General features: G+C 58.2%; 23 protein-coding genes. 13 read left to right on the forward strand and 10 right to left on the reverse strand.

Annotated features, from left to right (window positions below; genetic code table 11):
• Window positions 1-44: 44 nt before the first annotated feature.
• Entirely contained in the window at window positions 45-1,052 is a 1,008-nt protein-coding gene (locus AN476_RS16515; protein WP_054462700.1) for a GlxA family transcriptional regulator, read from the reverse strand.
• 347 nt (window positions 1,053-1,399) lie between these two features.
• On the opposite strand from AN476_RS16515, the gene AN476_RS16520 reads away from it, so the two are divergent.
• The 7 genes from AN476_RS16520 to AN476_RS16550 all read left to right on the forward strand — a co-directional run bounded on the left by AN476_RS16520 (window position 1,400) and on the right by AN476_RS16550 (window position 6,184).
• The gene (locus tag AN476_RS16520; protein ID WP_054462701.1) at window positions 1,400-2,032 is read left to right on the forward strand and encodes an ATP-dependent Clp protease proteolytic subunit; all 633 of its coding nucleotides are present in this window, start codon (window positions 1,400-1,402) and stop codon (window positions 2,030-2,032) included.
• 143 nt (window positions 2,033-2,175) lie between these two features.
• Window positions 2,176-3,444, forward strand: a complete 1,269-nt coding sequence (clpX, locus tag AN476_RS16525) for an ATP-dependent Clp protease ATP-binding subunit ClpX (RefSeq protein WP_054462702.1) — start codon at window positions 2,176-2,178, stop codon at window positions 3,442-3,444.
• Between the two features lie 163 nt (window positions 3,445-3,607).
• On the forward strand, window positions 3,608-3,979 hold the full coding sequence (locus tag AN476_RS16530; protein ID WP_054462703.1) for a RidA family protein: 372 nt from the start codon (window positions 3,608-3,610) through the stop codon (window positions 3,977-3,979).
• Window positions 3,980-4,174: 195 nt separating this feature from the next.
• Window positions 4,175-4,738, forward strand: coding sequence for a glyoxalase superfamily protein (locus AN476_RS16535; RefSeq protein WP_054462704.1), 564 nt, complete (start codon window positions 4,175-4,177; stop codon window positions 4,736-4,738).
• Window positions 4,739-4,851: 113 nt separating this feature from the next.
• On the forward strand, window positions 4,852-5,238 hold the full coding sequence (locus AN476_RS16540; protein WP_054462705.1) for an NADH:ubiquinone oxidoreductase subunit NDUFA12: 387 nt from the start codon (window positions 4,852-4,854) through the stop codon (window positions 5,236-5,238).
• A 101-nt stretch (window positions 5,239-5,339) separates the two neighbouring features.
• On the forward strand, window positions 5,340-5,792 hold the full coding sequence (mlaD, locus tag AN476_RS16545) for an outer membrane lipid asymmetry maintenance protein MlaD (RefSeq protein ID WP_054462706.1): 453 nt from the start codon (window positions 5,340-5,342) through the stop codon (window positions 5,790-5,792).
• A complete protein-coding gene (locus AN476_RS16550) occupies window positions 5,792-6,184 on the forward strand; it encodes a DUF2155 domain-containing protein (RefSeq protein WP_371257360.1) in 393 nt (130 codons plus the stop codon). The genes mlaD and AN476_RS16550 overlap by 1 nt, the downstream gene beginning before the upstream one ends.
• Here the strand turns inward: AN476_RS16550 and aat are convergent.
• The 4 genes from aat to AN476_RS16570 form a co-directional block, all read right to left on the reverse strand.
• Window positions 6,133-6,765, reverse strand: a complete 633-nt coding sequence (gene aat / locus AN476_RS16555; RefSeq protein ID WP_054462707.1) for a leucyl/phenylalanyl-tRNA--protein transferase — start codon at window positions 6,763-6,765, stop codon at window positions 6,133-6,135. The genes AN476_RS16550 and aat overlap by 52 nt on opposite strands.
• Before the next feature lie 95 nt (window positions 6,766-6,860).
• Window positions 6,861-8,210 (reverse strand): acetyl-CoA carboxylase biotin carboxylase subunit, encoded by a 1,350-nt coding sequence (gene accC / locus AN476_RS16560; RefSeq protein WP_054462708.1) that lies wholly within the window; start codon window positions 8,208-8,210, stop codon window positions 6,861-6,863.
• Between the two features lie 9 nt (window positions 8,211-8,219).
• Complete coding sequence (accB, locus tag AN476_RS16565; protein WP_054462709.1) at window positions 8,220-8,720, reverse strand: acetyl-CoA carboxylase biotin carboxyl carrier protein; 501 nt, start codon at window positions 8,718-8,720, stop codon at window positions 8,220-8,222.
• A gap of 194 nt (window positions 8,721-8,914) precedes the next feature.
• Window positions 8,915-9,454, reverse strand: a complete 540-nt coding sequence (locus AN476_RS16570; protein WP_054462710.1) for a LuxR C-terminal-related transcriptional regulator — start codon at window positions 9,452-9,454, stop codon at window positions 8,915-8,917.
• Window positions 9,455-9,588: 134 nt separating this feature from the next.
• Between AN476_RS16570 and AN476_RS16575 the strand changes: the two genes are divergently transcribed.
• Together AN476_RS16575 and AN476_RS16580 are read left to right on the forward strand one after the other, a co-directional pair.
• On the forward strand, window positions 9,589-11,109 hold the full coding sequence (locus tag AN476_RS16575; protein WP_054462711.1) for a class I adenylate-forming enzyme family protein: 1,521 nt from the start codon (window positions 9,589-9,591) through the stop codon (window positions 11,107-11,109).
• Between the two features lie 116 nt (window positions 11,110-11,225).
• The gene (locus AN476_RS16580) at window positions 11,226-11,609 is read left to right on the forward strand and encodes a CVNH domain-containing protein (RefSeq protein WP_054462712.1); all 384 of its coding nucleotides are present in this window, start codon (window positions 11,226-11,228) and stop codon (window positions 11,607-11,609) included.
• 156 nt (window positions 11,610-11,765) lie between these two features.
• Here AN476_RS16580 and AN476_RS16585 read toward each other — a convergent pair whose 3' ends face one another.
• The 5 genes from AN476_RS16585 to AN476_RS16605 all read right to left on the reverse strand — a co-directional run bounded on the left by AN476_RS16585 (window position 11,766) and on the right by AN476_RS16605 (window position 17,117).
• On the reverse strand, window positions 11,766-12,521 hold the full coding sequence (locus AN476_RS16585) for an ABC transporter ATP-binding protein (protein ID WP_054462713.1): 756 nt from the start codon (window positions 12,519-12,521) through the stop codon (window positions 11,766-11,768).
• 75 nt (window positions 12,522-12,596) lie between these two features.
• Complete coding sequence (locus AN476_RS16590) at window positions 12,597-13,352, reverse strand: ABC transporter ATP-binding protein (RefSeq protein ID WP_054462714.1); 756 nt, start codon at window positions 13,350-13,352, stop codon at window positions 12,597-12,599.
• Window positions 13,353-13,364: 12 nt separating this feature from the next.
• Window positions 13,365-14,567, reverse strand: coding sequence for a branched-chain amino acid ABC transporter permease (locus AN476_RS16595; RefSeq protein WP_054462715.1), 1,203 nt, complete (start codon window positions 14,565-14,567; stop codon window positions 13,365-13,367).
• Between the two features lie 3 nt (window positions 14,568-14,570).
• Window positions 14,571-15,593 carry a branched-chain amino acid ABC transporter permease gene (locus AN476_RS16600; RefSeq protein WP_054462716.1) on the reverse strand — a complete coding sequence of 341 codons (1,023 nt, stop codon included), beginning with the start codon at window positions 15,591-15,593 and terminating at the stop codon, window positions 14,571-14,573.
• 177 nt (window positions 15,594-15,770) lie between these two features.
• On the reverse strand, window positions 15,771-17,117 hold the full coding sequence (locus tag AN476_RS16605) for a substrate-binding protein (protein ID WP_054462717.1): 1,347 nt from the start codon (window positions 17,115-17,117) through the stop codon (window positions 15,771-15,773).
• Between the two features lie 233 nt (window positions 17,118-17,350).
• On the opposite strand from AN476_RS16605, the gene AN476_RS16610 reads away from it, so the two are divergent.
• From AN476_RS16610 to AN476_RS16625, 4 genes are all read left to right on the forward strand, one after another.
• Window positions 17,351-18,649 (forward strand): helix-turn-helix domain-containing protein, encoded by a 1,299-nt coding sequence (locus AN476_RS16610; RefSeq protein WP_054462718.1) that lies wholly within the window; start codon window positions 17,351-17,353, stop codon window positions 18,647-18,649.
• A gap of 95 nt (window positions 18,650-18,744) precedes the next feature.
• Window positions 18,745-19,158, forward strand: a complete 414-nt coding sequence (locus AN476_RS16615) for a response regulator transcription factor (RefSeq protein ID WP_054462719.1) — start codon at window positions 18,745-18,747, stop codon at window positions 19,156-19,158.
• Window positions 19,159-19,231: 73 nt separating this feature from the next.
• Window positions 19,232-19,567, forward strand: a complete 336-nt coding sequence (locus AN476_RS16620; RefSeq protein WP_172684843.1) for a hypothetical protein — start codon at window positions 19,232-19,234, stop codon at window positions 19,565-19,567.
• Window positions 19,567-22,260 carry a sensor histidine kinase gene (locus AN476_RS16625; RefSeq protein WP_054462720.1) on the forward strand — a complete coding sequence of 898 codons (2,694 nt, stop codon included), beginning with the start codon at window positions 19,567-19,569 and terminating at the stop codon, window positions 22,258-22,260. Before AN476_RS16620 ends, AN476_RS16625 begins: the two co-directional genes overlap by 1 nt.
• Window positions 22,261-22,310: the final 50 nt, after the last annotated feature.

Here is a 22,310-nt window from a genome sequence, read left to right on the forward strand (position 1 = left end):
CAAGTGCTGCGGTCTTTTTACATCCCGGTCCGTTTTGCGTAGGCCTAGTTCCAGCCCTTGCGGAAAAAATGGGGGGAGGCGCCGAATTTCCGTTTGAACTGGCGGGAGAAATGCGTCGAGCTGTTGAAACCTGAGGCGAGGGCGATTTCAGTGACGCTCATCGCGGTTTCATTCATCAAGGCAAAGGCATGAGCCAGGCGCATGTCAAAGTAGACATGCATTGGGCTTTGATCCAGATAGCGCGAGAACAGGCGCTCAAGTTGGCGACGCGAAATGTCGAGCTGGTCACAAAGTTCCCCGATCGTGAGCGGATCCTCAATGGCGGATTGCATCAGTTGCAGCGCGTTCAACAGCCGCTGATTGCGGCTGCCGATGGCGACGGCATAGTTGGATTTCTGAGGGGTGGCCTGCCCACCAGAGCGCACATGCAGACACATGTCGGCCACGATGATTGCCAGCTGCTTGCCATGGCGGGCTTCGATCAGGTTGAGCATCAGATCTGTCGCCGCATTGCCGCCACCACAGGTCATCAGGGGGCCGCTGATCTCAAAACTATTGGCCGAAGGCGCTAGCTCTGGGTAACTCTCTTGAAAACCGGGCTGGTTTTCCCAATGCAGCGTAAAGGCCTGATCGCGGATCAACCCCGCCTGGGCAAGGGCAAAGGCGCCGGTACAGATCCCACCAATCGAGCGGCCAAACCGGCTTTCGCGGCGCAGCCAGTTCAAAGTGGGATCCCCTGCAGTGGACTGTGGCTCGACCCCGGCGCAGACAAATCCCAAAGCATCGGTGGGCAGCGGTTGCAGTGCCATATCCGGTGTCACCATCATGCCGTTAGAACAGCGGATTGGTGCACCGTCCTCTGTCATGATGAACCAGCGGTAGAGTTTGGTGTTTGTCACCTGATTGGCAATGCGCAGCGGTTCGATCGCGGCGGCCACTGGCAGCATTGTCGCCTTGGGCAACAAAAGGAAATAAAAATCCTGTGGTGCGCCGGAATGGGGGACGGCCAGGGTGGCTGCGGCACCTTTTTGAACAAAATTGTCATCTGTCATGGCGATGTCCTGGTCCAAAGAGCGGGGGGTATCCGCTGAGGCAAGAGGGGGGCCAAGGTGTAAAGCTGCCGCCAGGGGTCGATTTGCGACATCACAATGCGGCCTTGTTTTGCACCTGTCCTGTTTAGCGTTTACTGTGCTTGCGCGGCCAGCAGCCCTGAAATAGCGACAGCGTTCAGACGATTTGCGACGCCTGTGCCACAGTTGGGAATTGCGGCAGTGCTGGATAGGGGACAGGGGCGTAAAAACAAAAGCCACCTCTTGCAGCCCCAAGGGGGCGATACTAAGACTCGGGTAACACTCTGTCTGGTATGGTGCCAGACATAACACAACGCAGGCAGGTTCGCATGATTGATCCCAGAGAAACTTACATGAATACCCTCGTCCCTATGGTGGTCGAACAGACCAGCCGCGGCGAACGGGCCTATGATATTTTTTCCCGCCTGCTGAAAGAGCGGATTATCTTCCTCAACGGTCCGGTACATGACGGCATGTCCTCGCTGATCGTGGCGCAGCTCTTGCATCTCGAGGCCGAGAACCCAAGCAAAGAGATCTCGATGTATATCAACTCCCCTGGTGGCGTTGTGACCTCGGGGCTGTCGATCTATGACACCATGCAGTACATCAAACCCAAGGTTTCGACCCTGGTGATTGGTCAGGCGGCTTCGATGGGTTCGCTGCTGCTGACGGCTGGTGAAAAAGGCATGCGGTTCTCGCTGCCCAATTCCCGGGTCATGGTGCACCAGCCCTCTGGCGGCTTCCAGGGCCAGGCCACCGACATCATGATCCACGCTGAAGAGACGCTGAAACTGAAGCGCCGCTTGAACGAGATCTATGTTAAGCACACCGGTCAGGAGTTGGAGAAGGTTGAAGCGGCGCTGGAACGGGATAACTTCATGGATCCTGAAGAGGCCAAAGCCTTTGGTCTGATTGACGAAATCGTTGAAAACCGCGCCAAAGGTGACGACGAGAAGAGCTAAGGCTCGCTGATAAGTTACACTATGTGCCCCGGTTCTGCGGGGCGCATATTTTGACATTGTGGCCGCCGCTGGGCTGTCATAAGCTGACTGATAGGCGCAGAGCCCGGAGAAGCCGGCACTGCGAGCGGACTGAAAGGTAGACCATGGCGACGAATTCGAGTGGCGACAGCAAGAACACGCTTTACTGCAGCTTTTGTGGCAAAAGCCAACATGAGGTGCGCAAACTGATTGCGGGCCCCACCGTGTTCATCTGCGACGAATGCGTTGAACTTTGCATGGATATCATCCGTGAAGAGACGAAAGCCTCTGGTTTGAAGGCCACCGATGGTGTGCCCAGCCCCAAAGATATCTGCGAAGTTCTGGATGACTATGTGATTGGTCAGGCCATGGCGAAGAAGGTTCTGTCTGTGGCGGTTCACAACCACTACAAACGTTTGAACCATGCGCAAAAGGCTGGCAATGATATTGAATTGGCAAAATCCAACATCCTGCTGATTGGCCCCACAGGCTGCGGTAAGACCCTGCTGGCCCAGACACTGGCCCGCATTCTGGATGTGCCCTTTACCATGGCGGATGCGACCACATTGACCGAAGCGGGTTACGTCGGTGAGGATGTCGAGAACATCATTCTGAAACTGCTTCAGGCCTCGGAATACAATGTTGAGCGCGCGCAGCGTGGTATCGTTTATATTGACGAAGTCGACAAGATCACCCGCAAGTCGGAAAACCCCTCGATCACCCGCGATGTGTCGGGCGAGGGTGTGCAGCAGGCGCTGCTGAAACTGATGGAAGGCACTGTTGCTTCGGTGCCGCCACAGGGCGGTCGCAAGCATCCCCAGCAGGAGTTCCTGCAGGTGGACACTACCAATATCCTGTTCATCTGCGGTGGCGCCTTTGCTGGTCTGGACCGGATCATTGCGCAGCGCGGCAAGGGCTCTGCCATGGGCTTTGGCGCTGATGTGCGCAACAATGATGACCGCGGTGTTGGGGAGATCTTCCAGGAGCTGGAGCCGGAAGATCTGCTGAAATTTGGTCTGATCCCGGAATTTGTTGGCCGTCTGCCGGTTCTGGCAACCTTGGAAGATCTGGATGAGGACGCGCTTGTCACCATTCTGACCAAGCCCAAGAACGCGCTGGTGAAACAGTATCAGCGCCTGTTCGAGCTGGAAGAGACCGAGCTGGACTTTACGCCCGAAGCGCTGAGCGCCATCGCCAAACGCGCGATTGAGCGTAAGACCGGCGCGCGGGGCCTGCGGTCGATCCTTGAGGATCTGCTGTTGGAGACCATGTTTGAGCTGCCGGGAATGGAAAGTGTTTCCAAGGTGGTGGTGAATGAAGAGGCTGTGACCTCGGATGCGCAGCCGCTGATGATCCATGAGGATGCGGAAAAAGAACCGGCTTCGGCAGGTTAAGAGATTTGAAATTGGGGTGTTAGATCAGCTCAGATGGGATGGCCGATGTTTTACGACATCGGCCATTTTGTTTTGCCTGCGGGGGGAGAAGGGGGCTTTGCCCCCTCGGGCCCTATGGACCCTCACCCCCAGGATATTTGTGGCCAAATGAAAGGGAAGACAGATGGCGAGGATTAGGCGAATTTCGTCCGGCGGTGAGTTTGAAAAGAAAGTCGGCTATTGCCGTGCGGTGGTGGCGGGCGGTTTTGTGCATGTTGCCGGCACCGTGGGGCAGGGGGAGGATGTTGTCAGCCAGTGTCGCTCGGCCCTGGAAATCATCGGCAAGGCTTTGGAAGAGGCCGGAGTCGGTTTTTCGGATGTGGTTCGGGTGCATTACTATCTGCCGGAGGCTGAGGAGTTTGAGGCTTGCTGGCCAATGCTGGCGGAGGTTTTTGGGGGTAATCCGCCTGCAGCGACTATGATAGAGACGGGACTGATTGATCCAAAGTACCGCATCGAGATTGAAGTGACGGCCCTGGCCTCAAAAACCACCTGATTTAGTAAACTTTTTGATTGTCCTGTCCGGGCATTGGATCTAAAACAGTGGCAGGCTGATATGGCCTGCCGCGTGCAGTCATAGTGACAGGGTGAACATATCAAAACTGCCAAGAACTTCGTCTTTTGCATAGGAAGGTCTTGAGGTAATGCGCGCGCTGACAACACGATCTTCCGTTGTTTAAGGACAGGCGCAATGCGCAACTTTACCGATGCCAAAGCCATGGCAAAATCTCTGCGGAGCTCTTTAGCAGAGCAGGGGCTGGAGCTTTCCCATTCGCAATCTCTGGAGCTGGTGGCGCGGCAGTTTGATCTGCCAGACTGGAATGTTCTGGCCTCCCAAATCAAAGCAAAATCAAAGGGTTCGCCGATGCCAACTGCGATCCCGATCAGCCCGGCGATCCCGATCATCCGCAGCTTTGACAGCGACAAAGCACAGGGTTTTTATGTCGGGTATCTGGGGTTTCGGGTCGATTGGGAGCATCGACATGCGGATCATCTGCCTCTCTATCAGCAGATTTCGCGCTCTGGCTGCCTGTTGCATGTGAGCGAGCATCATGGCGATGCCACGCCTGGTGGGCGCTGCTTTATTCCGATGCAACAGCTGAAGGCCTTGCATGCAGAGCTGCAGGCCAAGGATTACCCCAATCTGAACCCGGCTATTGAAACCGTGCCCTGGGGGCTGCAGATCACGCTGACTGATCCCTTTGGCAACCGGTTGACTTTCTGTGAACAGCTGACCGAGGCTACCGAAACTTAAGGCTCTCCAGATAGACTTGCCAAAACCCGCCAGGGCCCTTGGATGCTGGTGCAAGCCACTGGACCTTGGCGGGAATTTACGTCATACGGATAGGGAAATCTTCGGAGGCATTCATGGGAATCCTGAACACTCTTTTGCGCGCTGTGACCTGGTGGAATGGTCAGACGCTGAATACCCAGATCTTTACCGCCCGCAAGGGAATCAAGGTGGGAGAGGATGACCAGGGCAATGTGTTTTACCACACTGCAGATGACAGCCGTCGCTGGGTGATCTTTAACGGCGAAGTCGAGGCCTCGCGCATCGGCGCTGACTGGCACGGCTGGCTGCACCGCACCTTTGACGAGCTGCCCAGCAAGAAGCCGCTGGTGCATAAGGAATGGGAAAAGCCGCATCAGGAAAACCTGACTGGCACATTGAAGGCCTATGCCCCGGCCGGATCCATCCGCAGTGGCGCGCGCCCGGAAGCCCGCAACGACTATGAGGCCTGGGTGCCGGAATAAGCTCCGGCCTCGGGATTGCTTGCACATATCACTGGACCCAAGGGCGGAGCGGCTCTTTGGTCCTTTCCTCTTTTTGACCCATTGATTTAGGCAGAGACGCAATGTCGCACAACACAACAGAAGTTCTGACCGGCGGGCTGGTCCTGGCAGCAGCTATCGGGTTTGCCGTCTATGCAGGGCAGGTCGCGGGCCTGTCGGCAGGCAACAGCGGCTACGAGCTGAGCGCTTCCTTCCGTTCGCTGGAAGGCGTGGGCGTGGGCACTGATGTGCGGCTGGCCGGGGTCAAGATCGGCACTGTGACCGGGGTTGACCTGAATGCAGTAACCTTCCGGGCCGATACCCGGTTTTCGGTCCTCGAAGGCATCCAGGTGCCGGATGATAGCTCGGTCATCATCTCCTCCGAGGGGCTGTTGGGAGGGAATTTTGTGGAGATAATGCCGGGTGGTTCGCCTTTCAATTTTGAACCGGGCGACGAGGTTCTGGATACCCAGGGCGCTGTAAGCCTGATCTCACTCTTGGTGAAGTTTGTCTCTGGCAGCGGGGGCGACTCGTGATTTCTGCACTGTTTCGTAAGCTTGCGCTGGGAGGGGGCTGCGCACTGGCCCTGGCCGCACCGATTGCGGCCCAGGACCCAGCGGAGCGCGGTGTTTCAGCCGTTCTGCGGGGGCTGGATAAGGTCAACGGCCACACTCTGGATGTGGAAATCCAGATTGGGGGCAGTGCGGAACTCTACGGGCTGATCGTCACGCTGACGGAATGTCGCTACCCAGTGGCAAACCCAACGGGGGATGCCTATGCCTATTTGACCATACGCGACCCGCTAAAGGGTGAACTGTTCTTTGACGGCTGGATGATTGCCTCCAGCCCGGCTCTGTCGGCGCTGGATCATGCGCGCTATGATGTCTGGGTCATCCGCTGCAACAGCAGCCTCGGCGAGGGCAACTGAGGTGCGCTGAAATCGGCCTCGTGCTGCAGGGCTTGCTGTAGCCGGGCCTTATAGGCGGCGCGGCTGATCTCGATCGCCCCCAGTGAGGCCAGATGCGGCGTCAGAAACTGGGTATCGCAGAGTTGAAACCCAGCCTGGCGCAGCCGGTCGATCAGATAGGCGAGTGCGATTTTTGAGGTGTCACGCTGACGCGAAAACATGCTTTCGCCAAAGAACCCAGCGCCTAGTGAAACCCCATAGACACCGCCCACCAACCTGTTCTGATCCCAGACCTCCAGCGAGTGGGCATGGCCCAGGTCATGCAGCTCTTGATAGCCGGTATGGATGTCCTCATTGATCCAGGTTTCCTCGCGCTCGGCGCAGGCTTCCACCACCTCAGCAAAGGCGCGGTTCACCGTGATCTCATAGTTATCACGGCGGATGGTTTTGGCCAGAGAGCGGGAGATATGGAACTGATCGAGCGGGAAAATGCCACGGAGTTTGGGATCAACCCAAAAAACCTCATCGTCTTCGCGGTGCTCGGACATCGGGAATACACCGATGGAATAGGCGTGCAGCAAGAGATCCGGTGTGAGGGTCATCAATTTGCCTGAACAACAAAATGGGAAACTGCGGCAGAGGTGGGGGATGTGAAAGGGGCGCTCCGCAAAGAAGCGCCCCAGTTCAATAGGGACTTTTAGGCCCCGAGGTTTTCTTCCAGCCAGCGTTCCAGCCAGTGAATGCCGTAATCGCCGGACTGAACGTCAGGCTCTGCGAGAAGGGCGTGGAACAGCGGTACGGTGGTGTCGATCCCATCAACGATCAACTCGCCCAGGGCGCGGCTGAGACGCGCCAGCGCCTCGGGGCGGTCGCGGCCATGCACGATCAGCTTGCCAATCAGGCTGTCGTAATAGGGCGGGATCGAATAGCCGTCATACAGTGCCGAATCCATCCGCACGCCCAGGCCACCAGGGGCGTGGTAGGCGGTGATCTTGCCGGGGCAGGGCGCAAAGTTCGGCAGCTTTTCCGCGTTGATGCGCACCTCGATGGCATGACCGTTGATCTGCAGGTCTTCCTGGGTAAAGGACAGCGGCAGGCCGGCCGCAACGCGGATTTGTTCGCGCACCAGGTCGACACCAAAGATGGCCTCGGTCACCGGGTGTTCCACCTGTAGACGGGTGTTCATCTCGATGAAATAGAACTCGCCATCTTCATAGAGGAATTCAACCGTGCCCGCGCCTGAGTATTTCATCGCACCAACCGCGTCGGCGCAGATTTTACCAATACGTGCCCGCTCTTCGGGGGGGATGCAGGGGCCGGGGGCCTCTTCAAAGACCTTCTGGTGGCGGCGCTGCAGAGAGCAGTCGCGTTCGGCCAGATGCACACCATTGCCCTTGCCATCGCCAAAGACCTGCACTTCGATGTGACGCGGCTTCTGGAGGTATTTCTCCATATAGACTTCGTCATTGCCAAAGGCAGCTTTTGCTTCCGAACGTGCCGTGGAAAAGGCCACATCGATGTCAGCAGCCGAGGTGGCCACCTTCATGCCGCGCCCACCACCACCGGCGGTGGCCTTGATGATCACAGGGTACCCCATGTCGGCAGCGGCCTTGCGGGCGCTTTCCACAGTGGGAACGCCGCCTTCGGAACCGGGCACCACCGGGATACCCAGTTTCTGCGCGGTGTCCTTGGCGGTGATCTTGTCGCCCATGGTGCGGATATCTTGCGCCGAAGGGCCGATAAAGGTCAGCCCGTGGTCTTCGATGATCTGCACAAAATTGGCGTTCTCGGACAAAAAGCCATAGCCGGGATGCACCGCTTGGGCGCCGGTGATCTCGCAGGCCGAGATAATGGCCGGAATAGACAGGTAGCTCTGCGCGCCTGAAGGCGGACCAATGCAGACCGATTCATCGGCCATACGCACATGCATGGCATCGGCATCTGCGGTGGAATGCACCGCAACCGATTTGATGCCCATTTCGCGGCAGGCCCGGATCACGCGCAGGGCGATTTCTCCGCGGTTGGCAATCAGGATCTTGTCAAACATGGGCTGCCCTTACTCGATGATGGCCAGCGGAGATCCGAATTCGACGGCGGCACCATCTTCAACCAGGATGCGCTTGACGGTGCCGGATTTTGGCGCCGGGATGTGGTTCATGGTCTTCATCGCTTCGACGATCAACAGCGTGTCGCCCTCGTTGACCTGTTTGCCAACGGAGATAAAGGCGGGTGAGCCGGGCTCGGCCTGCAGATAGACCGTGCCCACCATGGGGGAGGTCACAGCACCAGGGTGACTGGCGGGATCATCCGAAGGCGCAGGGGCCGCTGCGGCAGCAGGCGCCGCTGCGGCGGGGACCGCGGCTGCAACGGGGGCCGCCATCTGAACCGGAGCAGGGGCTGCGGCAACAACTTGTGTCTGACGCGAGACCCGAACATTCAGGCTGTCGTCTTCGCTATAATCGCGCTTGACCTCCAGTTCGGTCAGGTCGTTCTCCTGCAGCAATTCGGCCAGAGCCTTGATGAATGCTACGTCCGCTTCGTGAGTTTTGTTGGTCATTGTATCCTCAGCGTGTCCTCTGCCGGTTCCGACAGGCCCACCAACACACGGCAGGCCGAAATTAAAGCGCTTATAGGGCAAGCTTTACCACAAGGAAAGCTCTGTCGGTTGGCAGTGATTTATGGCCCACAAGATGGGGAGAGTCGGCGGGATTCGCAATCGTTGCGCTGAATTTTTGCCGCCGGGCCGCTGATCTAGAGCGGCATGCCGCTGAGTTTGGCCACCAGTTCGGGCAGCTTTCGGGCGTTGAACTTCTGCAATAGATGGGCGCGATGGGTTTCAATCGTACGATAGGACAGATCCAGCTTCAGTCCGATTTCCTTTGCCGAAAGGCCCTTGCAAGTCAGGATCGCCACCTCGCGCTCACGCGGAGTGAGGCTGACAACGGGGCGATCCTCGGAAATATCAGCAAAGGACCAAACACCAGTGCGAAAGGGGGCCTCGGGGCTGATGGAGCGCCCCCGGACCCGGCACCAGAACAGCTCACCGGAGAGACGACGCATAATACGCTCATCATTATAGAGCCCGGTTTTAGCGCCTTCATCCTGCTGCAGCACCTGCGCAATGCGATGGTAATCTTCCTGGCTGGGGTACAGCTCGGCTATCAGCACATCGGCGTGATCCGCAGGTGTGCCACCAAAGGTGAGGGCAAACTGCTGATTGCATCGCTTGATGACGCGGTTTTCCAAAACGGCGAGGCCCACAGGGGCATGATCAAAGGCTATATCGCTCATGGCCTCTATTAACCGGGTATTTTTGCGGAATTGAAGGGAAAGCTGCACCATGGAAGGGTGTTTTTGACAGGCTCTTTGTCGCAACACTCCGGGGAGGGAGGACGGGAGCCGGAAGTTCAGGAGGAGATGAGGCGATGAATATCGCGCAATGGCTGCATCGGCAGGCGCAATCGGATGGCGCGCGTCCGGCCCTGTTTCTGGGGCTGGATTTGGTGGCCGATTATCAGGAATTTCATCAAAAAGCGGCCCGTCTGGCAGGCTGGCTGCTGGCGCAGGGCGTTGAGCCCGGCGATCGCATCGCCCTGTTCATGAAGAACTGCCCCGACTATCTGATCGCCCTCTACGGCATCTGGTACGCCGGGGCGGCGGCGGTGCCGATCAATGCCAAGCTGCATGGGCGCGAAGCCCAGTATATTTTGCAAGATTCCGGGGCCCGCATGGTCTTTGTCACCCCCGGTCTGGATCAGGCCCTGTCCGAGGTCGGGGTCAAGGCACAGGTCGTTTCGACCCAAACTGAGGCCTATGAGGCGCTGTTTCAGGCCGCTCCGGTGGCAGCTCCAGCTAGGCGTGACCCGCAGGATCTGGCCTGGCTGTTTTACACCTCGGGCACCACGGGTCAGCCAAAGGGGGTGCAGATCACCCATCGCATGCTGATGGCGGTTTCATTGAGCTATTTCGCGGATGTGGATGCGGCCACGGGCGCGGATCAGATCCTCTATGCCGCTCCGATGAGCCATGGGGCCGGGCTGTATAACATGCTGCATGTTCTGGTTGGTGCCGCCCATGTCTGCCCAGTTTCGGGCGGCTTTAACGAGATGGAGATCTTTGATCTGGCAGCGCATTTTACCCGGGTGCAGATCTTTGCCGCGCCCACCATGGTCACCCGCATGACGGCCGTGGCCAAAGCCCAGGGGCGCACCGGCGCGGGGCTGCGCAGCGTGATCTATGCAGGTGGGCCAATGTATTTGGCCGATATCATCGAGGCCGAAGCGCATTTTGGCCCCATCTTTATCCAGATCTATGGCCAGGGCGAATGCCCGATGGGTATCACAGCGCTTACGCGATCCGAGGTTTGCGACCGCAGCCATCCCGACTGGAAGGCACGTCTGGCCGGTGTGGGGCGGGCCCAAAGCGGGGTGGAGCTGCGGATCGGTTCGCCTGAGGGGAGGCCCCTGCCGGCAGGTGAGCTGGGCGAGATCATGGTGCGTGGCGATGCGGTGATGCCCGGCTATTGGAACAACCCCGAAGCGACCTCAGAAACCCTGAAAGAGGGCTGGCTTATGACTGGCGATATGGGGGTTCTGGATGCGGCGGGCTATCTGACCCTGCAGGACCGCTCCAAGGATCTGATCATCTCTGGCGGGTCCAATATCTACCCGCGCGAGGTAGAGGAGGTGCTGCTGATGCACCCTCTGGTGCAGGAGGTTTCGGTTGTGGGGCGCCCCCATGCGGATTGGGGCGAAGAGGTGGTGGCCTTTGTGGTTGGGCAGGCATCTGAGGCCGAGCTGGACGCGCTGTGTCGTGATCAGATTGCCCGCTTCAAGAGCCCCAAGGCCTTTGTCTTTGTTCAAGAGCTGCCCAAGAACAACTATGGCAAGGTCCTGAAGACCGAGCTGAGAGCGCGATTGGCGAAAGACGCTACCTCAGAACAATAGGGCCTTGGGGAGGCTGTGCGGAGCCAGGCTGACCTGGCTTGTATTAACGGCCAAGTTGGCTAGGGTCTTGGTGTGGTTGTTATGACTGCACTATTTTCACCTTAGGGGGTATTACCATGAAGCTACTTGTTGCGCTTTCCGTTTCCGCGGCGGTCTTGAGCACTGCCGCTTTGGCCGGGAGCTCATTTCAGAACACCTGCTCAAATTTCCAATTCTCGTATCTGGGCAGTGAGGCCGGGATTACGGCGACCTGCCTGCGTAGCGATGGCGAGGCCAATCAGACCAGCATCGTCATCCGTGGGATCTCTAATCAAAATGGCATCTTGACCCATGATGGCGCGCCAAGCTCGTTCCAGCAAAGCTGTGGCAACATCGCATTGTTGAGCGACCTCAGGTCCGTGACGCTGACGGCAAATTGCCGTGCCCCAAATGGCGAATTCCTCGAAACCTCGATCGAAATAGAAGGCATCTCCAATCAGAATGGGGTTCTGTCCTACTAGCGCTCGATATTGAGCCAAGCAAAACTGAGGCGGCACATTGTGTCGCCTTTTTCGTGGTCTGCAATGAAAAAAAAAAGACCGGCGTCCCAAAGGGAGGCCGGTCAGGGAGATGTTGCTTTAGGCTTTTGGCCCGCGCAACGGGGAGTGTTCTAAAATTCAGATCGCCAGGTATTCGGCGCGCAGCTCGGCATTTTCCAGAACCTCAGCTGCGGTGCCGTCAAAGACGATGCCGCCGGTGTCCAGGATCACAGCGCGATCGGCCAGCTCCAGTGCCCGGACTGCGTTCTGTTCCACCAGAATGGTGGTCATGCCCTGTTCTTTGACGTGCATGAGTGTCTTTTCGATCTCATCCACGATCACCGGCGCGAGGCCTTCATAGGGTTCATCCAGCAGCAGCACCTTGATATCGCGGGCCAGAGCGCGGGCGATGGCCAGCATTTGCTGTTCGCCACCTGACAGGGTCACGCCCTCTTGCTTGCGACGCTCGCCCAGACGCGGGAACAGGTCATACAGACGGTCGATCGACCAGCCGATGGGCGGGGCAATCTGGGCCAGCTGCAGGTTTTCTTCAACCGTGAGCCCGGCAATGATGCGGCGATCTTCGGGCACCAGCCCCAGACCGGCGGCGGCTGCCTCGTGGCTCTCCATCAGGTGCAGCGGCTGGTGATCCAGCCAGATCTCCCCCTGGGTCACCATTGGGGATCCTGTGCGGGCAATGGAGCGCAGGGTTGAGGTCTTGCCAGCGCCGTTGCGGCCCAGCAGTGCCAGGATTTCGCCCTCATGGACGTTAAAGTTGATGCCCTGCACGATATAGCTTTCGCCATAATAGGCATGCATGTCCCAGACCGACAGAAAGGCCGGCGCGGTGGTCGCCTGGTTGGCGTTCTTGGAGAAGTCGGGTTTGACGTTCATCTGTCTTGTCCTTTCTTGCCCTGACCCATCCCGATGCAGGTTTGCCGCCTGTCGGGATGGGCCGGGAATGTCCGTTTACGCCGACTCGCCGAGATAGGCTTCGCGTACTTTTGGATTGCCACGGATGTTTTGCGGATCATCCTCGACCAGAGGTGTGCCCTGGGCCAGAACGGTGATCCGATCCGCAAGAGAGAACACCACATGCATGTCGTGCTCGATGATAGCGATGGTGATGTCGCGCTGCTCCTTGATCTCCTTCAGCAGATCAATGGTGTTGTTGGTATCGGCCCGCGCCATACCGGCGGTGGGTTCATCCAACAAGAGCAGGCGCGGTTCCTGAGACAGGCACATGCCGATCTCAAGGCGCCGTTTATCCCCGCGCGACATGGAGGCCGCGTGCATGTGCCGCTTGTCCGCCATGTTCATCTCTTCCAGCATGGCTTCGGCCTTTTCCAGCACATCTTTTTCGCTGGGAACCGAGGTGATCGCATTCAGAGAGAACGCGCCATCCCGTTTGGCAAAGCAGGGGATCAGCATGTTTTCCAACACCGAGAGATCGCCAAAGATCTCAGGGGTTTGAAAGACGCGGCTGATGCCCATCTGGTTGATCTCATAGGGTTTGCGCCCCAGCACCGACTGCCCGTCGAACATTACTGATCCGGTATCCGGGATCAGCTTGCCCACGAGGCAGTTCAGCAGGGTTGATTTGCCCGCGCCATTGGGTCCGATAATGGCGTGGACGGTGTTTTCCTTGACGCTGAGATTGACATCTCCCAGCGCTTGCAGGCCACCAAAGCGTTTGCCTACGTTTTTGACTTCAAGAATACCCATCAATCCGTCTCCTTATTCCGCAGGGGTTTTTGTGGCAGAGGCGGAGTCGTCTTTGTTCTTGCGACCCTTCACCCATTTGGCGATGCGTTGACCACCTTCGACCAGACCACCCGGCAGGAAGACCACAACCAGCATGAACAGGATGCCCAGGGTCAGGTGCCAGCCCTTACCGATGAAGGGGTGAATGATGAAGACCACAAAGTCCTCGAGCCCGTCTGGCATAAAGCTGAACCAGCTGTGCAGAACGTGGTCGTTGATCTTGGAGAAGATGTTCTCGAAGTATTTGATGAAGCCAGCGCCCAGAACCGGACCAATCAGGGTGCCAGCACCGCCGAGAATGGTCATCAGAACCACTTCACCCGACGCGGTCCACTGCATACGCTCGGCGCCTGCAAGGGGGTCCATCGAGGCCATCAGACCACCCGCCAGACCCGCATACATGCCGGAAATCACAAAGGCCGCCAATGTGTAGGGCTTGGTGTTGAGGCCAGTATAGTTCATCCGTTGCTGGTTGGATTTAACAGCCCGCAGCATCATGCCAAAGGGCGAGCGGAAAATCCGGATCGACAGGTAAAAAGCCGCCAACAGGATCAAGGCACAAAGGTAGTAGCCGGCGTTGAACTGGAAGGCCCAGGGGCCAAGAGCCATTTCAAAGGTCGACCGCATTTCCATGCCAAACAGGTTGGTCACGGGGATTGAACCGTCAGCCGTGGCCGATACGCCCAGAACGCGTGGGTCGTCCAGGGTGAGCTGCAGGCCGGTTTCGCCATTGGTGATCGGGGTGAGAACCGAATAGGCGAGGTTAAAGGACATCTGCGCAAAGGCCAGTGTCAGGATCGAAAAGTAGATGCCAGAGCGACGCAGCGAGACAAAGCCGATGAGCAGCGCAAACAGGCCTGAGATCACCACCGAGAGCAGGATGGCAGGCACCACGTTCATGCTCAGAAGTTTGAACATCCAGACCGCAGAGTAGGACCCCACACCCAGGAAGGCGGCGTGACCAAAGGAGAGATAGCCGGTGAGGCCAAAGAGAATATTGAAACCGATGGCAAAGATGCCAAAGATCACAAAGCGTTGCATCAGATCCGGGTAGCCCGCGTTGAACTGCGCCATGGCGCTGTCGGTGGGGAAAGGATTGAGGATGAAGGGAGCGCAGAGCGTCAGTACAGCGACGACCAAGAGCAACCGAGTGTCTTTATTATCAAGTCCGAACATGTGTTATTCCTCCATCACACCTTTGCGGCCCATGAGACCCCGCGGACGGGTGAGCAGAATGATGATCGCAACGACGTAGATGATGATTTGGTCGATACCGGGAAGGATAGATTTGATCTCGTTCATCGAGGCAAAGGCCTCAAGAATTCCCAGCATGAAGCCGGCCAGAACGGCGCCGGGCAGGGAGCCCATACCGCCCACAACCACAACCACAAAGCTCAGCACCAGAAAGTCCATGCCCATGTGGTAATTGGGGGAGTTGATCGGCGTATACATGACCCCGGCAAGACCGGCGACGGCAGCGGCAATCCCAAACATGATGGTAAAGCGGCGGTCGATATTGATGCCCAGCAATCCGACGGTCTCACGATCTGCCATGCCTGCGCGAACAACCATGCCAAAGGTGGTGAACTGCAAGAAGGAGAAGATGCCGCCGATGATGACAACCGAGAAGAAGAAGTAGACGATCCGCCAGACCGGATAGAAAATCTCAGTCCCAAAGAGCGCGCCAACATTTGCAACGCCGCTCAAAGCCTCGGGGGAGGCGGTTTGAATTGGGTTGGCACCGTAGAAGTATTTGATCACTTCCTGCAAGACAATGGCGAGACCAAAGGTCACCAGGATCTGATCCGCGTGCTCACGCTTGTAAAAATGCTTGATCAGCCCGCGTTCCATGACAAATCCGATGAGGATCATGATCGGAATGGCAAAGAGGATGGCGATGGGCACTGCCCAGTCTATTATGGCGCCGCCCATTTCAGGACCGAACCAACTTTCCACATAGGATGTCTTTACTTTCAGCGGGTTGCCGAGGAAGTCCTTCTGGGTTTCGTCGACGACCTCGTAGCTGAGGTTGAGGATACGCTGCACGGTGACGGCACAGAAGGCGCCGATCATGAACAGGGCGCCATGCGCAAAGTTCACCACGCCCAGCGTGCCAAAAATGAGTGTCAGGCCTAGCGCGATCAGCGCATAGGCAGAGCCTTTGTCCAGCCCGTTTAAAATTTGCAATAGGATTGCGTCCATAGTCCCCACCCTTGGGTTCTTCGATGTGGAAGTGGTGGATTCCGACCCTGCGAGGCCTCATGCCCCGTCTTAACGGCACGCCCCTACGGCCAAGGCCGCGGCAGGTGAAACCGGGATGTCAGAATAAAGATTAAGTGCCGGGCGCTAAGCGAGAGCGCCCGGCTGAGGCGACCTGACTTAGGCGCCGGAGTTACAGCTGCCCAATGCACCACCGGCAAACATTGGGTGATCCGCAGGGTAAGTAACCTGTGCAGCAGGTGTGACTTCGACAACTTCAAGAAGGTCAAACTCGGACGTGGGGTTTTCTTTACCACGTACGACCAGAACGTCTTTGAAGCACTGGTGATCTTCGCCACGATACAGTGTCTTACCGTTGCCCAGACCGTCGAACTCATAATCTTCCAGAGCTTCGACAACCGCGCATGGGTTAAAGGAACCCGCGCGCTGAACCGCATCTGCATAGAGCAATGTCTGGCAGTAAACGGTGTGCGCAGCCTGGCTGGGTGGGAAGCCATATTTTGTACCAAAGGAGCGCACAAAGGCCTGGCTGCCTTCGTCCTGCAGGGACCAGTGCCAGTTGGTGGAACCGTGGATGCCCTTAACGTTGGCACCCGCACCTTTCGCCATCAGACGCGAATAGAGCGGAACAACGATTTCGAAGTTCTTGCCATTCACGACCTTCTCACGCAGGCCAAACTGAACCGCGTTGGTCAGCGAGTTCACCATGTTGCCGCCGTAGTGGTTCAGAACCAGCACGTCCGCGCCGGAGTTCAGAACGGGCGCGATGTAGGACGAGAAGTCAGTGGCAGCCAGTGGGGTGCGCACTTTTTCCACGGTGTTCCAGCCGAGCGCTTCGGTTGCGGCCGCGATGGATTCTTCCTGCGTCCAGCCCCAGGTGTAGTCGGCGGTCAGGTGGTAGGCGTTACGGTCGGTGCCATAGAGGTTCTTCAGCACGGGTGCCAGGGCAGCACCGGACATGTAACCGTTAAAGAAGTGACGGAATCCATTGGCTTTCTTATCTTTACCGGTGGTGTCGTTGGAGTGTGTCAGACCAGCCATGAAGATCACGCCAGCTTCCTGGCACAGACCCTGAACAGCGATTGCCACACCGGAGGACGAGCCACCAGTGATCATGACCGCGCCGTCTTTTTCGATCATCGACTTGGCCGAAGCGCGGGCCGCATCAGATTTGGTCTGGGTGTCGCCGGTGACGAACTTGACTTCTTTGCCCAGGATACCGTTGCCCTGCAACTCTTTGGACGAGAAGGTGTTCATCATGCCGCCGTCGCCGCCACCGTTCAGGTGCTCAACAGCCAGCTGATAGGCGCGCAGCTCGTCGGCGCCCTCATCGGCGTAGGGGCCGGTCTGGGGAACATTGAAACCCAGGGTTACCGAGCTGCCGGTTGGGTTATTGGTGAACGCGGCTGCGGAAGACGCGGTGAAAATCGTTGGAAGCGCAAGGCCAGTGCCTGCGAGAGCGCCTGATTTCAGGACCCCGCGACGCGAGAATGCTGACTTGGACATTTAATCCTCCCTTATGTGTAAAACGCTGAGCAGCTCCTCACTTCTGCCCAGGCGTCTGCACGTTTTGTGCAAAATCAGTATGGGAGGGACTTGTAAAATTGCGCAATAAAACCCTTGAAATGATCATCTATTCTGTAAACAAATGCACAGTATGCGATGGGGTTCTGTAAAGTTTCTTATGTTGCGGCGCAGAAAGTCTTTGAAAAGTTAGAGTTTTGACAGGGGGGCAACTCATGGCACGCGACACGTTGACAGGCAGCCGTATTCGGGAACGTCGTTTGATGCTTGGTATTCGCCAGGCGGAACTGGCGCGCAAGGCCGGTATCTCGGCCTCCTACCTCAATCTGATCGAACACAATCGCCGCAGAATCGGCGGCAAATTGCTTGTCGATCTGGCGCAGGTTCTGGGAGTGGAGCCCTCGATGCTGACCGAGGGGGCTGAGGCCGCCTTGATCGCGGCGCTGCGCGAGGCAGCAGCGGATGCGGGGCCAAAGGTGGCCGAGCTTGACCGTACCGATGAATTCGCCGGTCGTTTTCCCGGCTGGGCCGAGGTCCTGGCCAGCAATCATCAGCGCATCACCCGGTTGGAGCGCACGGTTGAAACCCTGTCGGACCGGCTGACCCATGACCCGCATCTTGCCGCCTCGTTGCACGAAGTGCTGTCCACCGCGGCTGCGATCCGATCCACGGCCTCGATCCTGGCGGAAACCGGCGAGCTGGAGGCGGAATGGCGCGATCGGTTTCACAATAACCTGAATGAAGACTCTTTACGGCTGGCCGAAAGCAGCCGCGCACTGGTGAATTTTCTTGATGAAAGTGATAGCAGCGCCGAACGGCGCGGGGTGCCGCAGGAAGAGGCCGAGGAGTTCTTTCTGTCGCACGGCTATCACTTTCCGGAACTGGAGCAGGGGAACACGGACCCCAAAACGCTGATAGCCGCAGCGCCGCAGCTGGTGAGCGAGGCCTCCCGCATGATTGCCCGCGGGGCGCTTGAGCAATATCAGAGCGACGCGCAGCAAATGCCGCTCAAAGAGGTGGCGCGGATCATACAGTCCGAAGGGGTGGATCCTTCGGCCTTGGCGCTGCGGTTTAGTGTCACGCTGCCTGTGGTTCTGCGTCGTCTGGGGGTTTTGCCCGTTGATATTCTGGGACAAGAGGCGGGGCTGGTTGTTTGTGATGTCTCGGGTTCGATCCTGTTTCGCAAACCCGTGGCCGGATTTGCCCTGCCGCGATTTGGCGCCTCCTGTCCGCTCTGGCCTGTCTACACGGCCCTGCAACGGCCTGACGTGCCATTGCGGCGCAATGTGGTGCAGCAGGGGCGCAGCGCTCTGGGGTTTGAATGCCTGGCAGTGGCATGGAACCAGGTGCCTGGCTCCTTTGAGCGAGATCCGCTTTATCACGCGGTCATGTTGATTTTGCCGCAGCGCGATGTCCCGGCAGAGGCGCAGCCGGTGGGGGCCAGCTGCCGGATCTGCCCCCGCAAGGCCTGTGAAGCGCGACGTGAGCCCTCGATCCTGAAGGAAGAGTTTTGACAGGTGCGGGCGCGCGAGGGTAGTCTGGGGCGGGATGAGAACGTGGCCACAGGCAAAACTGTCTGACGCAGCCGCGCTGGGAGGAATATCTGCCAATGAGCAGACATGTCGTTTTGATTGAAGATGAGCCAAATATCGCAGAGGCCATTCGGTTCCTGTTGACCCGCGACGGTTGGAGCGTGGATGTGCATGGAGACGGCAGCGACGCGGTTGAGGTGATTCAAACCGCGAACCCGGATCTGGTGATCCTGGATCTGATGTTGCCGGGAAAAAGCGGGCTGGAGGTCATTCAGGAACTGCGCCTTGTGGAGGAGATGCAGCCGCTGCCGGTTCTGATGTTGACCGCGCGCGGCCAGCTCAAAGATCGCGAGATGGCGGAAAAGGCCGGTGTGACGCGCTTCATGACCAAGCCCTTTTCCAATTCCGAAGTGCTGACGGCGGTGCGTGATCTCTATGCGCAGGCCTATCAGGATCTCCGCCCCGCGACAGCACAGGATGCGGCGCAGTGACCCTGCAGACCTGTGCAGATCGCGAGCCGGGGGGCGCACAGTATGCTGCGCAGCCGCGCTTGGAGAAGCGATAATGCGTGGTGACGGGGCAGGGCCGCAGGATGAGCCAAATAGCCCTTTTGTCGAGCGGCGCACCTATCGGCGTCGGCGGTTGATGGATATTGCCCGCCTTTTGCCGCTCATGGGCGCCTTGTTGTTTGCCGTTCCATTGATGTGGCCCAATCCAGACCCCTATCCAGCCCCTGACACGCATGGTGGCATGACCACCTCAGCGGCGATCACCTATATCTTTGTGGTCTGGGGCGGTTTGATCGCGGCCAGCCTTGCCTTTGGCGTCGCGGTCCGGCTTTGGGCCGGGCATTGGACCGGACACTGGACCGAAGGCGGCCCGCAGGACGAGCGCGACTGATGGCTTCGCTCAATGTTCTGGCTCTGGTCTGTCTGGGATATGTGGCGCTGCTGTTCTTTGTCGCCTTTTTGGCGGACCGTCGCGCCGCGCGTGGCCAAAGCGCGGCCTGGATGCGTTCGCCGCTCATCTACACCCTGTCGCTGTCAATCTATTGTACGGCCTGGACCTTTTACGGGGCGGTTGGATATGCGGCGCGATCCGGGCTGGAGTTTCTGACCATCTATCTGGGGCCCACCCTGGTAATGGTTGGATGGTGGTGGGGGCTGCGCAAGCTGGTCCGGGTGGGGCGCAGCCAGAGGGTGACCTCCATCGCGGATCTTCTGTCGGCACGCTATGGCAAGTCAAACGCCCTGGCTATTGGCGTTACTGTGCTCGCGGTGATTGGCATCACCCCATATATTTCTCTGCAATTGCAATCCATTACCCTGTCTTTTGCAATCTTTGCCGAAGCCGATCCTCTGCGCAGCTATCATGAAACCACGACAGTGTTCTGGGTGACGGCTGGCCTGGCGATCTTTGCCATTCTGTTTGGCACCCGCAATTTGAACGCCAATGAGCGGCATCATGGGGTGGTCACTGCCGTGGCTCTGGAAGCTGTGGTTAAGCTGGTAGCGCTGCTGGCGGTGGGTATCTTTGTGGTCTGGGGCCTGTCGGATGGGGTGAGTGAGACCCTGGCGCGGATTGACGCCTCGCGGATCGGGGATTGGCGGGTTGATGGTGGGCGTTGGGCCACCATTACCTTCCTCTCTGCTGCCGCCTTTGTCTGCCTGCCGCGGATGTTTCAGGTCATGGTGGTGGAAAACGAAGACGAGCGCCATCTGCGGGTCGCGGCCTGGGCCTTTCCGCTCTACCTTTTGCTGATCTCGATGTTTGTGGTGCCGATCGCTGCGATTGGGCTGGAGCTGCTGCCGGCAGGCTCCAACCCGGATCTCTTTGTTCTGACGGTGCCGCTGTCGCAGGGGCAGCAGGGGCTTGCGGTCTTGTCCTTTCTTGGCGGCTTTTCCTCGGCGACCTCGATGGTGATTGTGGCGGCCATGGCGTTGTCGACCATGGTGTCGAATCATATGGTTATGCCGATCTGGCTGCATCTGCAGGGCGGCGAGGGCGCCTCGGTTTCGGGGGATGTACGCAATGTCGTGCTCTTTGCTCGCCGGATCTCCATCGCGGTCATTTTGGGGCTGGGTTATTTCTACTACAAGCTCTCTGGTGGCGGCGCGGCGCTGGCGGCGGTGGGGCTGATCTCCTTTGCCGGGATTTCGCAGATGTTGCCGGCCCTTGTCGGAGGGCTGTTCTGGCGTGGCGCCACCCGTACGGGGGCGTTGAGCGGGCTGACCGTGGGTTTTGCCATCTGGGTCTATACCATGCTGCTGCCAGCACTCGGCGGCGGGCTGCTGCCGGATCATATCCTGGCCGAAGGGCTGTTTGGCCTGTCCTGGCTGCGCCCACAGGCGTTGTTTGGCATCGAGGGGCTGGATTCAACCGTGCATGCGGTGCTCTGGTCGATGAGCCTCAATGCTGTGGTGTTTTGTGTCGTCTCGCTGATGACTTTCCCCAGCCCAATCGAGCGGCTGCAGGGCGCGCAGTTTGTCAATGTGTTTGAACATTCCTCGGGTCCGCGCGGCTGGACTGGATCAGTGGCGCAGAGCGAAGACCTGATGGTGATGTCACAGCGCATTCTTGGCGCCACCGAGGCGCAGGCCTTCTTTCATCGCGAATTGGCCCGACAAGGGGGGCGTGGCACCCTGCCAGAGCCAACGCCTGCCTTTCTGCAGCGACTGGAGCGCGAGCTTGGCGCTTCCATTGGTGCGGCAGCCGCCCATGCGATGATCGGCCAGATTGTCGGCGGATCTTCGGTGTCGGTGCAGGATCTTCTGGCGGTGGCGGATGAAACGGCGCAGATGCTGGAATACTCCAACCAGTTGGAAGAACAATCCGCTGAGCTGTCCCGCACCGCGCGGCAGCTGCGGGTCTCGAATGAGAAGCTAACCCAGATTTCCCAACAAAAAGATGCCTTTCTCAGCCAGGTGAGCCACGAGTTGCGGACGCCTATGACCTCGATCCGGGCCTTTTCAGAGATCCTGCGGGACGACGGCGACATGCCTCTGGCCGAGAAAACACGCTATGCCACCATCATTCATGATGAGGCCCTGCGCCTGACCCGTCTATTGAATGATCTGTTGGACCTGAGCGTATTGGAAAGCGGTCAGGTGAGTTTGAACATGTCGGCGGGCACGCTGAAGGAGGTGATGGACCACGCGGTTTCAACAGCTCTGGCGGGATCTGATCATCCGATCGAGGTCATCCGGGATCGCAAAACCGAAGATATCCGCATCTCCTCTGACCTCGATCGCCTGGCGCAGGTCTTTATCAACCTGATCGCCAATGCGCAGAAGTATTGTGATGCAGACTCCGCGGAGTTAACCATTCGTGTGACCTGTGCCCTGGGGGAGATCTGGATAGATTTCACCGACAATGGCAGCGGGGTTCCGCTGGATCACCAGCAGTTAATTTTTGAGAAATTCTCGCGTGTTAGCCCAGAGAGGGCCGGGGGCGCAGGGCTTGGCTTGGCGATTTGTCGCGAGATCATGCAGCGCCTGGAGGGGGATATTTGCTACCTGCTTGGGCAAAAGGGAGGCAGTTTCAGAATTTCCTTGCCGATTGAGCGGAAAATCCTCTCTGGCACAGGGTTTTAAAGATCTTGGTAACGAACGGTCGTTAAGACAATTCAAAAGGGAGCGCAAAA

The organism is Phaeobacter sp. 11ANDIMAR09, from assembly GCF_001294455.1.
Taxonomy (GTDB): Bacteria; Pseudomonadota; Alphaproteobacteria; order Rhodobacterales; family Rhodobacteraceae; genus Pseudophaeobacter.

What these genes read in the sequence shown, in the direction of transcription:
- AN476_RS16515 (WP_054462700.1), bottom strand. Translation starts at nt 1,052, where the DNA reads ATGACAGATGACAATTTTGTTCAAAAAGGTGCCGCAGCCACCCTGGCC.
- AN476_RS16575 (WP_054462711.1), top strand. Translation starts at nt 9,589, where the DNA reads ATGAATATCGCGCAATGGCTGCATCGGCAGGCGCAATCGGATGGCGCG.
- AN476_RS16625 (WP_054462720.1), top strand. Translation starts at nt 19,567, where the DNA reads ATGGCTTCGCTCAATGTTCTGGCTCTGGTCTGTCTGGGATATGTGGCG.
- AN476_RS16600 (WP_054462716.1), bottom strand. Translation starts at nt 15,593, where the DNA reads ATGGACGCAATCCTATTGCAAATTTTAAACGGGCTGGACAAAGGCTCT.
- AN476_RS16590 (WP_054462714.1), bottom strand. Translation starts at nt 13,352, where the DNA reads ATGGGTATTCTTGAAGTCAAAAACGTAGGCAAACGCTTTGGTGGCCTG.
- AN476_RS16580 (WP_054462712.1), top strand. Translation starts at nt 11,226, where the DNA reads ATGAAGCTACTTGTTGCGCTTTCCGTTTCCGCGGCGGTCTTGAGCACT.
- AN476_RS16520 (WP_054462701.1), top strand. Translation starts at nt 1,400, where the DNA reads ATGATTGATCCCAGAGAAACTTACATGAATACCCTCGTCCCTATGGTG.
- accC (WP_054462708.1), bottom strand. Translation starts at nt 8,210, where the DNA reads ATGTTTGACAAGATCCTGATTGCCAACCGCGGAGAAATCGCCCTGCGC.
- AN476_RS16615 (WP_054462719.1), top strand. Translation starts at nt 18,745, where the DNA reads ATGAGCAGACATGTCGTTTTGATTGAAGATGAGCCAAATATCGCAGAG.
- AN476_RS16605 (WP_054462717.1), bottom strand. Translation starts at nt 17,117, where the DNA reads ATGTCCAAGTCAGCATTCTCGCGTCGCGGGGTCCTGAAATCAGGCGCT.
- mlaD (WP_054462706.1), top strand. Translation starts at nt 5,340, where the DNA reads ATGTCGCACAACACAACAGAAGTTCTGACCGGCGGGCTGGTCCTGGCA.
- AN476_RS16595 (WP_054462715.1), bottom strand. Translation starts at nt 14,567, where the DNA reads ATGTTCGGACTTGATAATAAAGACACTCGGTTGCTCTTGGTCGTCGCT.
- aat (WP_054462707.1), bottom strand. Translation starts at nt 6,765, where the DNA reads ATGACCCTCACACCGGATCTCTTGCTGCACGCCTATTCCATCGGTGTA.
- AN476_RS16530 (WP_054462703.1), top strand. Translation starts at nt 3,608, where the DNA reads ATGGCGAGGATTAGGCGAATTTCGTCCGGCGGTGAGTTTGAAAAGAAA.
- AN476_RS16585 (WP_054462713.1), bottom strand. Translation starts at nt 12,521, where the DNA reads ATGAACGTCAAACCCGACTTCTCCAAGAACGCCAACCAGGCGACCACC.
- AN476_RS16610 (WP_054462718.1), top strand. Translation starts at nt 17,351, where the DNA reads ATGGCACGCGACACGTTGACAGGCAGCCGTATTCGGGAACGTCGTTTG.
- AN476_RS16570 (WP_054462710.1), bottom strand. Translation starts at nt 9,454, where the DNA reads ATGAGCGATATAGCCTTTGATCATGCCCCTGTGGGCCTCGCCGTTTTG.
- clpX (WP_054462702.1), top strand. Translation starts at nt 2,176, where the DNA reads ATGGCGACGAATTCGAGTGGCGACAGCAAGAACACGCTTTACTGCAGC.
- AN476_RS16620 (WP_172684843.1), top strand. Translation starts at nt 19,232, where the DNA reads ATGCGTGGTGACGGGGCAGGGCCGCAGGATGAGCCAAATAGCCCTTTT.
- AN476_RS16535 (WP_054462704.1), top strand. Translation starts at nt 4,175, where the DNA reads ATGCGCAACTTTACCGATGCCAAAGCCATGGCAAAATCTCTGCGGAGC.
- accB (WP_054462709.1), bottom strand. Translation starts at nt 8,720, where the DNA reads ATGACCAACAAAACTCACGAAGCGGACGTAGCATTCATCAAGGCTCTG.
- AN476_RS16540 (WP_054462705.1), top strand. Translation starts at nt 4,852, where the DNA reads ATGGGAATCCTGAACACTCTTTTGCGCGCTGTGACCTGGTGGAATGGT.